The sequence below is a fragment of the Arthrobacter sp. B2060 genome (assembly GCF_059090445.1).
In genome coordinates this window covers 141,551-154,551 of sequence record NZ_JBNHFR010000001.1, presented here as the reverse complement: position 1 = coordinate 154,551, position 13,001 = coordinate 141,551, and the positions used below count along the sequence as shown (strand labels likewise).

Sequence of the window (13,001 nt, the reverse complement as noted above, 5' to 3'; positions counted from 1 at the left end):
CAGCCGCATTCCCTGCGGATTCGCCGGCGGTACGCGTGCGGCCGGGTCAGCGGCGGGGCCGCCCAGCGGCGGACCTGGCCGCCCCGGTCTTCCCGGCCTGCCGCTGCGCCGGTTGGGCTTGAGCCGTTTGGCGCGGGGATTGCTGTTTCGGGGCTGGCTGCCGCTGCCCTGGTTGGGCTTGGGCGGCGGGCCGGCGTGCGGCCGGTTGGCCTTGCGCAGCTTGGCGTTGGGCTGGTTGGCGTTGCGACGCCGGGCGGCCGGCTGAAGCGCGCGACGGCGCCGGGCGACCCCTCCGGACGGGAGCACGGGAGCGGCGGCGCGCGTGGCCTCGTGACGGCCAGACCGCGGCGGCGAACAGCACCAGAAGCGTGAGCGTTCCGGAGGCGACAGCCAAGTAAAAGTAGATGTCCGAATCCGTCGTGGCCACCCCCGCATCAAGGGCAGCCGGATCCTGATTGAACGCCAGCCCCCACATTCGCAGGAACGCGATGGTGCACCCAATGAACAGGCTGGTCCCCGCGGCACCCGCCAGCAGGGCGAGGTGGCGCCGCCGGGAGAAAGCCTCCGCCACCGAAGCCACGTAACCCACTGCAACGAGTCCGACGAATGTCAGCAGCACAGCTGTCTCAAGGGTGATGGCCGTCAGCACCAGCATGCCGAGGGCAGCGAGAAATGCCCCGACGGCGACCTTCCCGGTGTTACCCATGTGGCTCATGGGACTAATCATCCCTGAGGATCCGGCTACTTCAGGGCGTAGCCGCGCATGATTGCCATGATGGCTGCAACACTTTGGTCACGGGCCGCCGGGGGTGGGGACGCCTGACGGTCCACCCGTCAGTTCGCACGGACGTCAGAGACCGTACTTTTCCAGGAGCCGCAGCCAGACTTCGCTGATCGTGGGGTAGGAGGGGACGGCGTGCCACAGCCGGTCGAGCGGGACTTCGCCGACCACCGCTATGGTCGCCGCGTGGAGCAACTCGGCGACGTCCGGTCCGGCAAACGTGGCGCCGAGCAGGACCCTCCGGTCCTCGTCGATCACGAGCTGCGCCCAGCCCTGGTAATTCTCAGCATGAAGGGATGAGCCGGCAACGGAGATGGGCAGCTCCACAGACGACACGTTGTAGCCTTCCTTCCTCGCCTGCTCCACTGAGCGGCCAACATTAGCCACCTCGGGGTCGGTGAACACCACATTGGGAATGGCATGCTCGTCGGCGGTCTGTGCGTAGCGGCTCCAGGCCTCGGGGGCGCCCTGCAGTTCGCCCTTGGCACGGGCGGCGATGGCGGCACCGGTGGCCCGGGCCTCATACTTGCCCTGATGCGTGAGGAGCGCCTTGCCGGCCGCGTCGCCGATGGCGTACAGCCAGGGTCCGTCGTCACTTCCGGCAGCGGCGCTGACCAGTCCGGTCGAGTCGGTGCTGAGCGTCAGCGGCTTTCCGTCGCGGCCCGCAAGCCCCACGCTTTCCAGACCAAGGCCGTCCAGGGCAGGACGCCGTCCGGTAGCGACGAGCAGCCGGTCCACGGAGCGGGTGCCGCCGTCCTCGAACGTCAGGGTGAGCGAGCCGTCGTCGTTCTGGCTGACGCTTCGCGTCGTGGTGTTCAGGTGGAGTTCCACGCCGTCGGCACGCAGTCCTGTCTCCACCAGCTTGCCGGCCTCTTCAGGGAAAGTGCCCAGCAGGCCCCTGCGGGTCACGAGTATGACGGCCGATCCGAGCCGGGAAAAGGCCTGGGCCAGTTCCGTGCCTGCCACACCTCCTCCCAGGACGGCAAGGCGCTCCGGCACCTCTTTAGCCGAGGTAGCCTCGCGCGTTCCCCAGTACCGGACCCCGGACAGCCCATCGATAGGCGGGATGTTCGGCGTCGAACCGTTGGCCAGTACGACGGCGTGACGCGCCGTGAGTTTGTAGGGGTTGCCGTCGCGGCCGGCCACGTCAACGGTGCGGGGGCCGGTGATCCGGCCGGTGCCACGGAGCAGCTCGATGCCGGCCCCGTCCACCCATTCCACCTGGCTGTCATCCTGCCAGTGCGACGTGAAGGAGTCGCGGCGGTCGAGGACGGCCCCGGCATCTAGGGTGCGAGTGACTGCCTCGCTGGCGCCCGGGACTGTCTGTGCGCCGTGCAGGGCGGTGCCGGGCCGAAGCAGGGCCTTGGACGGCATGCAGGCCCAGTAGGAGCATTCACCGCCCACCAGTTCGGCCTCCACGAGTACAGCGGTGAGGCCGCCCTGCACCACACGGTCCGCAACGTTCTCCCCGGCGGCGCCGGCGCCGATCACAACGACATCGACTTCGCGCTCAACAGCATCTGGCGTCATGGCAACAGCCTACGCCCGCCTCGGGCACGCACGGCGGGACTGGATGTTGCCTGCTGCGCCCGGGTCTGCGCGGCTTCTCCGGTGGTTCCTCCAACGGCTCCGTCAGGTTTCGGGGAGTTCGCGGGCACACTCTGCAGCGTAATAATGCAAGGCACCCCGGCCGGAGGACATGGGACATCCGATACCGTGGAAAACAGCCTCGCAAAGGAGTTCCAATGCCGCCGCCTGTCGACAGCGTTCCGCCCGCACGGTTCAGCGCCCAGGCCCGCCTTCGCGCCCTTCAGTCGGACATCATGGAACTCATCCTCGACCGCGACCTCGAACCCGGGGATGCCCTGCCTACCGAGAACGAGCTGTGCGTCGCCCTGGGCGTAGGGCGGAACACGCTCAGGGAATCGCTCAAGGTGCTGCAGGCCCTCGGCGTCATTGAGATCCGCCATGGGTTGGGCATGTTCGTGGCGCCCAGCAACTTCGAGGCGCTCGCGGACGGGCTCATGTTCCGGGCCAGGTTATCGCTGCGGCACCACGGCCTCGAAGCGCTGCAGCTCGTGGACGTGCGCCAGGCCCTGGAATCGGGGCTTATCAGCAGCGCGATGGACGTCATGACCGCGGAGGACCTTGCCGCCGTCGAGGCGTCCGTGGCCCGGATGGAGGAACTGGCGGCCGCCGGCGAGACCTTCGTTGAGGCTGACTCCGATTTTCACAGCAGGCTCTTTGCGCCCCTGAACAATGAGTTGCTGCTCAACCTGCTGGGCGTTTTCTGGAGGGTGTACCGCAAGATCCACACGGAGATCGGACCGGGCAGCGAAGACCGCGTTGCCTTGGCCGCGCTGCACCGCAGCATCTACACGGCCGTCGCTGCCGGCGACAAAGCTAAGGCTACCGAACTGCTGACCCGCCACTTCGACGGTATCCGCCGGCGTATAAGGGAGGCAGTAGGGGAGTAGCCCCAAGGCAGGGCGGTCACTCGGCCCCTCGACGCGGCGGGCGCCCTCGGCCGGCGGGCCATGGAAACGCGCTGCCGGCGGGTCACAGCATGTCAATCACGCCTTAACGCAGAAGATCCGCACCGGTTTCCCGGTGCGGATCTTCATTCTGTGCGCCCAAAGGGATTCGAACCCCTGACCTTCTGTTCCGTAGACAGACGCTCTATCCAGCTGAGCTATGGGCGCATCTTCCGGTCCTTTGCGAACTTTCCGCTCGCCCCGAACCTCGAATAACTTTACGCGAGGACGGCCTTAGTTCCAAATCGAGTGGCATGTAATATCCGCTACTAGACCGGTCTATGTGACCTTCGTCACCAATTTAGGAAAGTCTCAATCGCTGATTCTTGAGTTTCCGCGGTTTTTATCTCTGGAGCAGGTGAATGTCAGATGTCTGACCACGAAATGGGCCAGACCATTGGAAATAACATTTAGGACACACCACTGAACCCGAAGAAGGGAACCGAAATGGGCCATCTGGCGCGACTGCCGCTGCTTGAAGAAGCACCCACCACACATGCCGGTCTACTGGCATGGGTTGAAGAGGTCGCTGGGCTGACCCAGCCGGACCGGATTCACTGGGTGGACGGCTCTGAGGAAGAAAACACCCGGCTGACCGACGAACTCGTCGCTGCGGGCACCCTGAAACGGCTGAACCAGGAACTGTTCCCCAACTCCTTCGCTGCGTTCTCCGACCCTGCCGACGTGGCCCGGGTTGAAGAGCAGACCTTCATCTGCTCCGAAAAGGAGCACGACGCCGGCTTCACCAACAACTGGATGGCCCCGGCTGAGATGAAGGAGAAGCTGCGCGGCCTGTTCGCAGGCTCCATGCGCGGCCGCACCATGTACGTCATCCCGTTCGTCATGGGACACCTCGACGCCGAGGACCCCAAGTTCGGCGTGGAGATCACGGACAGCGCCTACGTTGTCGCCTCGATGCGCATCATGGCACGCATCGGCACCGACGTGCTGAACCGGATCACCGAGACCAACGCGTTCTTCGTTCCGGCCCTGCACTCCCTCGGGGCTCCGCTGGAGGCTGGCCAGGCCGACGTCCCCTGGCCCTGCAACCCCGACAAGTGGATCGTGCACTTCCCCGAGGAGCGCTCCATCTGGTCGTTCGGTTCGGGCTACGGCGGAAACGCCCTGCTGGGCAAGAAGTGCTACGCGCTGCGCATCGCCTCCGTCATGGCTCATGACGAGGGCTGGCTGGCCGAGCACATGCTGATCCTCAAGCTGACTTCGCCGGAGAAGAAGACGTACTACGTCTCCGCGGCCTTCCCGTCCGCCTGCGGCAAGACCAACCTGGCGCTGCTGGATCCGACCATCGATGGCTGGAAGGTGGAGACCCTCGGGGACGACATCACCTGGATGCGCTTCGGCAAGGAGGGCGAGCTCCGCGCCGTCAACCCCGAGGCTGGTCTGTTCGGCGTCGCTCCCGGCACCGGCTGGGGCACCAACCCCAATGCCATGCGCGCCATCGCCAAGGGCAACAGCATCTTCACGAACGTCGCACTGACCGACGACGGCGGCGTGTGGTGGGAAGGCATGACCGAGGAAGTGCCCGCCCACCTCACCGACTGGCAGGGCAACTCCTGGACGCCCGACTCCGACAAGCCAGCTGCACACCCCAACTCGCGCTTCTGCACGCCGATCGACCAGATCGACATGCTTGCCGAGGAATACCACAACCCCGACGGTGTGGAGCTCTCCGCCATCCTCTTCGGCGGCCGCCGCAAGACCACGATCCCGCTGGTCACCGAGGCCCGCGACTGGTCCAACGGCATCTTCATGGGAGCCACGCTCTCCTCGGAGACCACGGCTGCAGCAGCCGGCGCCGTTGGCGTTGTGCGCCGCGACCCGATGGCCATGCTCCCGTTCATCGGCTACGACGCAGGGGACTACCTGAACCACTGGGTGAACCTCTCCGCCAAGGCCAACCCGGAGCGTCTGCCCAAGATCTTCCTGGTGAACTGGTTCCGCCGCACGGCCGAGGGCGGCTTCGCCTGGCCCGGCTTCGGCGACAACGCCCGTGTCCTCAAGTGGGCCATCGAACGCCTCGAAGGCAAGGCTGACGCGGTTGAGACCCCGATCGGTTTCGTGCCGACCGGTGACTCCATCGACCTCACCGGACTGGACATGACCCCGGAGCAGGTGGAGGAAGCCGTGCACGTGGATCCCGCCGAGTGGCAGACCGAGCTGGCATCCATCGAGGAATGGTTCGCCAACTTCGGCAGCTCGCTGCCGGTTGCCCTCCAGCAGGAGCTTGAGGGTCTGAAGGCCCGCCTGGGCTAGTCCCCACCCGCAAGACAGTACGACGGCGGCCCCGCACCTTTCAGCGAAAAGTGCGGGGCCGCCGTCGTTCTTTGCGGGAGCGTTTCTCCGGCTAATTGGCCAGCCAGATGTCCGGGCCGAAGACCTCATAGTGGATCTTTGTGGCGGGGATGCCGGCATCGATTGCCTCGCTGCGGATCTTCATCATGAACGGCAGCGGGCCGCAGAGGTACAGGGACGCGTCGGCCGGCAGGTCCACTTCGCGCAGCTACATGAAGCCGGCCTTGGAGCCGGCCTGCGGCTGCTCGAGCCAAAGCTGGAGGTTGGCGCCTTCCAGCCGGGCCACATCCTCGGTCATCTGCCCGCGCAGGGCCCAGCTGTCCAGTGTGCTTTCGGCATGCAGCACCAGGACTTCGCGGTCTGTGCCGGCGTCGGCCAAAGAGCGGAGGATGGACGCCGTGGGCGTGCAGCCGATCCCGGCCGAGGCCAGGACCACCGGGCCGTCGCCGTCCTTGAGCGTGATCTCGCCGTACGGGTTGGAAATCTCCAGGATGTCGCCGACCTCGACGCCGTTGTGCAGCACCGGGGATACCTCGCCGCCGTCGTCCAGCTTCGTGGTGAATGTGCGGCTGGTTCCGGCGTCGCCGGAGAGGGAGTACTGGCGGACCTGGCGGAGGCCATCCGGAAGCTGGACCTTCACGCTGACATACTGGCCCGGAAGCGCGGCGGTGACCGGAGTGCCGTCCGCGGGTTCGAGGGTGAAGGTCATGGCCCCGTGCCTGCGGGCGCTTTTGCGGCAACGCGCCACGGGGTCCACATCTTACCGTTGGCCTGTGCCGCGTAAAGCCCCTTCTCCAGCTTGATCAGGGCATCCGCCATGAGCCAGTAGACCTCGGTCCAGGCCTCCGCGATTTCGGGCGTGATGACACCGGCCAGATCTTCGGCGATGGCAGCAAACAAGTGCTCATAGACCACCTGGTACTGCGGTTCGGTGATACCCAGTGAGGCGTGCTTGTGGGCGATCCGGGACAGGACCGTCTTGGGGAGGGTGCCCGGGTTGTTGACGAGGTGCGTGGCGAAGGCGGCAATGCTGCCGGCGAGGGCCTGCTGCTGGTTGCCCGAGCGCTGGTTGGAGCGGCTGAACAGACCATCGAGGAGTTCGGGGTGGGCCGCGAACAGTCGGGAGAGGCAGGAAGCCTGCTAGAGGCCCGGGCGCATGCCGATCCCCTCGAAGACCGGCCCCATCTGGTGAGAAGCGGGCAGGGAAGCGACCACGACGTCATCAAGCTCGCGGTAGAACGCCTCTCGGGCGCGGGCCAGGGCGCCCCGCAGGCGGCAGCCGTGAATCAGCGGGCATTGGCCTCCCGGTCCAATGCAGTCCGCAGGGTCCTCGCGGGTATCGAGTTGCCTGAGGACCTGCCCCACCGTGACATTGCGCCCTGCGGCGTTCAGCCGCGAGCCGCCGTTGCGCCCGCGCTCAACATCAATCAGTCCCAGCATGCGCAGCTTGGCCATGGCCTTGCTGACGTGGTTGTAGGGCGTGCCCACGGCGTCCGCCACGGCTTGGGTAGTGAGGAGGTCGGCCTCGGGCGCGGCTGCGAGCACCATGAGGGCGCGCAGGCTGACGTCCGCGAAGGCATTGATCTTCATGACCTAAGCCTAATGATGCCGTCCAACTGACCTCCGCACATGCCCGGGCTAGTCCACCCAGATGACTGGTTCATTCGTGTCCGCGCTGAGTTCGCCGAATTCCCATTCCCGCGTGGACTCTTTCGCAGCGTAGGGCAGGACGGCAGCGAAGACGGCACCGTCGCGGTGTTCCGTTGCCACGTGGATGGCATCGGAGCCTTCTTCTACCAGCGTGATGTCGCAGACGATCGCGGCAGCCCGGAAATCTTCGCGGTTCTGGCGCAGGAGTTCGGTGATGTCACGGATCATGCCGTCGGCATCGAACTCGTCACTGGAGCCGCTCGCGGAATCTGCCGGCGAGACCGCCACCAGACGGACTTCGCCGTCGTTCTCCACCACGAGCGCGAACGGCAGGAAACCGCCGTTGCGCTCCAACTGCTCCTGGGCGGCCCCCATGCCGGTGCCCAGCAGGTTTTCCAGATCGGTGGCGGTAGCCTCCGGAACTGATGTCCGCCAGGATTGCCCAGGCTGCGGTGCTGTTTCTGCCACTGCTGGTCCTAGCTGCGGACCAGGGCGAGCACGCGGTCGCGGACGCGCTCCATGGTGGCGTGGTCGGTGGCTTCGGCGTTGAGGCGCAGGTACGGCTCGGTGTTGGACGGGCGAAGGTTGAACCAGTAGCTGCCGTCCACTGCCGTGAACGTGCTGCCGTCCATGGTGTCCACGGTGACGTCCTCCCCGGCGAAATCAGCGCGGACGCGCTCCACGGCGCCGGCCTTGTCCTCGATCTCCGAGTTGATCTCGCCGGAGGAAACGTATGGCTCGTACTCGCGGCCGAGCTCGGACAGCGGGCCGTCCTGCTCGCCCAGGGCGGCCAGCACGTGCATCGCGGCGAGCATGCCGGTGTCTGCGTTCCAGAAGTCGCGGAAGTAGAAGTGGGCGGAGTGTTCGCCGCCGAACACCGCGCCTTCCGTGGCCATGACGGCTTTGATGAAGGAGTGGCCCACGCGCGTGCGGACGGCCCGGCCGCCCTCCTGCGCCACGAGCTCTGGCACCGCACGGGAGGTCAGCAGGTTGTGGATAATGGTGGGTGTTTCCTCACCCTGGGCCTTGGCGCGTGCGATCTCACGGCGGGCAACCATTCCGGTGATGGCCGACGGCGAGACGGGCTGGCCCTTTTCGTCGATGACGAAGCAGCGGTCGGCATCGCCGTCGAAGGCCAGTCCGATGTCCGCGCCGTGCTCGACGACGGCGGCCTGAAGGTCGCGCAGGTTTTCCGGCTCCAGGGGATTGGCCGGGTGGTTCGGGAAGGAGCCGTCCAGCTCGAAGTACAGCGGGATGATGTCGAGGGGCAGCTTCGGCAGCAGGGTGTCGCCGAGGACTGCGGGGGTGGTGAGTCCGGCCATGCCGTTGCCGGCATCCACCACGACCTTCAGCGGGCGGGACCCGGAGAGGTCCACGAGCGTGCGCAGGTATTCGGCATAGCCCTTGAGGACGTCCTGGACGCCGATCTGGCCGCGGTTCGCGGCGGCGGGGATGGAGCCTGCGTTGAGGTACTGCTCGGCCAGGGCCTGGATCTCCTTAAGCCCTGATTCCGAGGAAATGGGCACGGCGCCTGCCTTGGCCATCTTGATGCCGTTGTATTCGGCCGGGTTGTGGCTTGCCGTGAACGTCGCACCGGCCGCGTTGAGGGAGCCGCACGCGTAATAGAGCTCATCCGTGGAGATGAGGTCCAGCAGCTGGACGTTTGCCCCGCGGGTGGCGGCGCCGCTGGCAAAGGCCTTGCTGAACTCGGGGGAGGAGGGGCGCATGTCACCGCCGACCAGGACCGTCTGGCCTTCCAGTTCCAGCACGTCAACGAAGGCGGCCCCCACGGCTTCGACGATTTCAGCGGTGATGGAATCGCCCACGATGCCGCGGACGTCATACGCCTTGAACGAGGCTGAAAGGTCAAAAGTATTGGTCTGGTTGCTAGTCACGGGATTTATCTTACGTTGCAGCGCCCAGTGGGCCAGAGAGGAGGAGTCACGGAAATGCGCAGCAGGCGGCGGCTGACCTCCCGGCCGGGTCGGCGCGTGGGTTGTCCACATGGCCGGAAGCGCGCTTTGGGGTGTCTGAGGGGACTGGGATACTGAATCAATGGCCAATAACCAGCACGCCGCAGTTCTTCCGTCCGAATCCAGCACTCCATCCGGCACGTCCTCCAGGACCGGAACACCGGTTCCGGGATCCCGCGGCCAGGCGCTGGAGGTGCTGCGGGACCTCGTCGGGAACCCCGGCGCCGACTTCCATGACGGACAGTTTGAGGCGATCGAGGCCCTGGTCGACGGCGGCCGGCGGGCATTGGTGGTGCAGCGGACGGGCTGGGGGAAATCGGCCGTGTACTTCGTGGCGTCGCTGTTGCTCCGCCGGCGCGGGGCCGGCCCCACGCTCATTGTTTCGCCGCTGCTCGCACTGATGCGGGACCAGGTTGCCGCCGCAGCCCGTGCCGGGGTCAGGGCCGTCGCCATCAACTCGGCCAACCAGCTCGAGTGGGACACTGTGCGCGAGCAGCTCGCGGAGGACCAGGTGGACGTTCTGCTCGTTTCGCCCGAGCGGCTCACCAACCCTTCCTTCCGGGAACACCAGCTGCCCGAGTTGGTCCGCCGCACCGGCCTGCTGGTCATCGATGAAGCCCACTGTATTTCGGACTGGGGACACGACTTCCGCCCCGACTACCGGCGCATCGCGGACCTCATCACTCAGCTTCCGGATACGGTTCCGGTGCTGGCCACCACAGCCACAGCCAACTCCCGCGTGGTCCACGACATTGAAGAGCAGCTGGGCGACGGCGTGCTCACCATCCGGGGCTCCCTGGGCAGGGAGTCCCTGCGGCTCGGAGTGCTCACCCTGCCGGATTCCCGCGAACGGCTCGGCTGGCTGCTGACCCATCTGGCGGATCTGCCGGGAAGCGGCATCATCTACACCCTGACCGTCTCGGCGGCCGAGGATACCGCCCGGCTGCTGGCCGAGGCCGGTCACCAGGTGCTGGCCTACACCGGCCGCACCGACCCCGCTGACCGCGAACGGGCAGAACAGCTCCTCAAGGACAACGAGGTCAAGGCACTCGTGGCCACGTCAGCGCTGGGCATGGGCTTCGACAAACCCGATCTCGGCTTCGTGGTCCACCTCGGCGCGCCGTCATCTCCGGTGGCGTACTACCAGCAGGTGGGCCGTGCCGGCCGCGGCGCCGCCAATGCGGATGTGCTGCTCCTGCCCGGGTCCGAGGACAGGGACATCTGGCAGTATTTCGCCACGGCCTCCATGCCTTCGGAGGAGAAAGCCACGGCGGTGCTGACGGCACTGGCCGAGGCCGGGACGGCAGTGTCCACGGTGGCGCTGGAAGCACGCGTGGACCTGCGCCGGACTCCGCTTGAGCTGCTGCTGAAGGTGCTGGCGGTCGATGGCGCCGTGGAGCGCGTGGGCGGCGGGTGGCGTTCCACCGGACAGCCCTGGATCTACGACGCCGAACGCTACAGCCGGATCGCGGAAGCCCGGGTGGACGAGCAGGACTCCATGGTTATCTACCAGGACACCGCCGGATGCCGCATGGAGTACATCACGTCGGTGCTCGACGACGAGACTGCCGCGGCGTGCGGCCGGTGCGACAACTGCGCCGGCCGGTGGTTCCCTCTCGATGTCGCGTCGTCGGCGACCGAGGCCGCCGGGCAGACCCTCAGTCGTGCCGGTATGGTGCTGGAGCCGCGGCTGCAGTGGCCCAGTGGTATGGACCGGCTGGGCGTGCCCGTCAAGGGAAAGATCAAGCCCGACGAAAGCCTGTCAGAAGGCCGTGTGCTGGCCAGGCTGACGGACCTGGGCTGGGGCGGGGCGCTCCGAGAGCTCTTCGCAGCTGGCGCCCCGGACCGCCCCGTGGACGCGGGCATGCTGCAGGCCTGCGTCCAGGTGCTGCGCGAATGGGGCGCCGGTGACTCGCGCGGTCCGGGCTGGAGCGGGGTGGGGCGGCCGGCGGCCATCGTCAGCCTGCCGTCGCGCGGAAAGCCGGCGCTCGTGGAATCGCTGGCCCGGGGCATCTCGGAGATCGGCCGCATTCCGTACCTGGGCCAGCTGGACATGGAGCATGGCGGACCGACGGGTGGTCGCGGCGGCAACAGCGCCTACCGGCTGGCAGGGGTATGGGACCGGCTTGTTGTGGGCCCCGGCCTGGAGCCTGCCCTGGCAGGGATTGGAGGCCAGAGCGTGATGCTCATCGACGACCTTGTGGACAGCCGCTGGACCGTCACCGTGGCCGGCCGCGCCCTCAGGCGGGCCGGCGCCGGGGCCGTTCTGCCGCTGGTGCTCGCCCAGGCCGGCTGACCTGTGCCCCGGCGTGGCGGTGCAGCATGAGGCTGTCCGCCGTGCTGAGGAGCATCAGCAGGGCGATGGAAAGGAAAGCTCCGCGGTAGGGGGCCACCCCGGTATCCGGCGAGGCACCCAGCATCCCGCCTATGCCGCTAGCAAGCAAAGGAGCCGAGTCGAACACTCGAAGGAGGAGGGCCCCCACGGCGATGCCTGCCCCGGTGGAGAGCTGAACGAGTGTGGCCGAGACCGCGTTGGCCGAGGTCAGCTGAGCGGGCACGATGTCCGCGTACTGGACCGAGGCGTAGGCGGAAAACCCGATCGAGCGGAACGCGCCGCTGCACACGAGGAGCGCGAAGATCAGCGGTTCCGGCGTGTGCTCAGAGAGCAGGGCACAGAGTGCGAAGGTTACCGCCGACGCCAGCGACGCAAAGACGAGCACGGGCTTGAACCCGAAACGCCGGATCAGCGGCGTGGTGGCCGGTTTGATGCCGATGTTTCCGATGAAAACTGCCGCCACCATGATGCCTGCGTGCAGGGGACTCCAGCCGAAGCCCTCCTGGAACATCAGCGGCAGGAGGAAGGGCACGGCGCTGATGGTCAACCGGTAGATGAAGCCGCCGCTGTTCGTTGCCCGGAACGTCCTGGTGGAAAACACTGTGAGGTCGAACAGCGGATTCGCCGCCCGGAGCATCCACAGCACGGCGGACCCCAGGGCTGCCGTCCCGGACACCACGCTCAGCAGGGTCCACGGCCCTTCCGGATGGCTGCTCGCCAGCTCCAGGCCCACCACCAAGGCACCCACGCCGAAGGTGGTGAGGGCCAGCCCCAGCCAGTCGAGCCTGCGCTTCCGGTCACCGGCGACCCTGGGCACGAGGCGGAGGGCGGCCAGGAAGGCTGCAACGCCCAGCGGCAGGTTGACGAGGAAGATCCAGTGCCAGGACAGGTACGTGGTCAGCGCCCCGCCCACGAGCGGTGCCAGCACGGGTGCCAGGAGCCCGGGCCACACAAGGTAGGCGGTGGCCCGCAGCAGCTCGGACTTGGGCGTCCCGCGGAGCACGACGAGTGTTCCAACAGGGACCATCATGGCCCCGCCGGCCCCTTGCAGGATGCGGCTTAGTGTCAGCATGGTCAGGTCCTGGCTCAGGGCGCAGAGCAGGGATGCAACGGTGAAGAGTGCGATGGCCACGCAAAAGATGCTGCGAGCTCCGAACCGTTCGGCGAGCCAGCCGCTGAGCGGTATGCCCATCGCCACGGTCATCAGGTAGGCCGTCATGGTGATGTTTACGCTGGCAGCCGCCACGCCGAAGTCGCCGGCGATGCTGGGGATGGCGGTGACCAGCACCGTGCCATCGAGGAACTCCATGAAGAACGTCGCGGCCACGAGCAGGGCCAGCCGCGGGTTCCACGCTTCGGGGGCCGCCGGATGGGACCCCGCCGGCATGCTCCCGGACGCGTTGGCCGCGGACACA

At 67.1% G+C, this 13,001-nt stretch carries 9 protein-coding genes, 1 tRNA gene and 1 pseudogene; 3 read left to right on the top strand and 8 right to left on the bottom strand.

Annotated features, from left to right (window positions below; all coding sequences use genetic code 11):
- Window positions 1-46: 46 nt before the first annotated feature.
- Together AC5RUM_RS00755 and AC5RUM_RS00750 are read right to left on the bottom strand one after the other, a co-directional pair.
- On the bottom strand, window positions 47-715 hold the full coding sequence (locus AC5RUM_RS00755; protein WP_494033148.1) for a hypothetical protein: 669 nt from the start codon (window positions 713-715) through the stop codon (window positions 47-49).
- Between the two features lie 135 nt (window positions 716-850).
- Entirely contained in the window at window positions 851-2,311 is a 1,461-nt protein-coding gene (locus AC5RUM_RS00750) for a dihydrolipoyl dehydrogenase family protein (protein ID WP_494033147.1), read from the bottom strand.
- Window positions 2,312-2,526: 215 nt separating this feature from the next.
- Here AC5RUM_RS00750 and AC5RUM_RS00745 point away from each other — a divergent pair, with 215 nt between their 5' ends.
- Window positions 2,527-3,258: a FadR/GntR family transcriptional regulator gene (locus AC5RUM_RS00745; protein WP_494033146.1), complete on the top strand. Its 732-nt coding sequence runs from the start codon at window positions 2,527-2,529 to the stop codon at window positions 3,256-3,258.
- A 151-nt stretch (window positions 3,259-3,409) separates the two neighbouring features.
- Here the strand turns inward: AC5RUM_RS00745 and AC5RUM_RS00740 are convergent.
- Window positions 3,410-3,483: transfer RNA gene (locus tag AC5RUM_RS00740), tRNA-Arg, on the bottom strand.
- Between the two features lie 279 nt (window positions 3,484-3,762).
- Here AC5RUM_RS00740 and AC5RUM_RS00735 point away from each other — a divergent pair.
- Complete coding sequence (locus tag AC5RUM_RS00735) at window positions 3,763-5,589, top strand: phosphoenolpyruvate carboxykinase (GTP) (RefSeq protein WP_494033145.1); 1,827 nt, start codon at window positions 3,763-3,765, stop codon at window positions 5,587-5,589.
- A gap of 91 nt (window positions 5,590-5,680) precedes the next feature.
- On the opposite strand, the pseudogene AC5RUM_RS00730 reads toward AC5RUM_RS00735, so the two are convergent.
- The 4 genes and pseudogenes from AC5RUM_RS00730 to AC5RUM_RS00715 all read right to left on the bottom strand — a co-directional run.
- Window positions 5,681-6,753, bottom strand: a pseudogene (locus AC5RUM_RS00730) (globin domain-containing protein); the annotation flags it as partial.
- 15 nt (window positions 6,754-6,768) lie between these two features.
- On the bottom strand, window positions 6,769-7,218 hold the full coding sequence (locus tag AC5RUM_RS00725) for an RrF2 family transcriptional regulator (RefSeq protein ID WP_494033144.1): 450 nt from the start codon (window positions 7,216-7,218) through the stop codon (window positions 6,769-6,771).
- A gap of 48 nt (window positions 7,219-7,266) precedes the next feature.
- Entirely contained in the window at window positions 7,267-7,746 is a 480-nt protein-coding gene (locus AC5RUM_RS00720) for a hypothetical protein (protein ID WP_400579959.1), read from the bottom strand.
- Window positions 7,747-7,754: 8 nt separating this feature from the next.
- Window positions 7,755-9,173, bottom strand: coding sequence for a phosphomannomutase/phosphoglucomutase (locus tag AC5RUM_RS00715; protein ID WP_494033143.1), 1,419 nt, complete (start codon window positions 9,171-9,173; stop codon window positions 7,755-7,757).
- Between the two features lie 160 nt (window positions 9,174-9,333).
- Here AC5RUM_RS00715 and AC5RUM_RS00710 point away from each other — a divergent pair, with 160 nt between their 5' ends.
- Window positions 9,334-11,547 carry a RecQ family ATP-dependent DNA helicase gene (locus AC5RUM_RS00710; RefSeq protein ID WP_494033142.1) on the top strand — a complete coding sequence of 738 codons (2,214 nt, stop codon included), beginning with the start codon at window positions 9,334-9,336 and terminating at the stop codon, window positions 11,545-11,547.
- On the opposite strand, the gene AC5RUM_RS00705 is transcribed toward AC5RUM_RS00710, so the two are convergent.
- Entirely contained in the window at window positions 11,492-12,973 is a 1,482-nt protein-coding gene (locus AC5RUM_RS00705) for an MFS transporter (protein ID WP_494033855.1), read from the bottom strand. The genes AC5RUM_RS00710 and AC5RUM_RS00705 overlap by 56 nt on opposite strands.
- Between the last annotated feature and the right edge of the window lie 28 nt (window positions 12,974-13,001).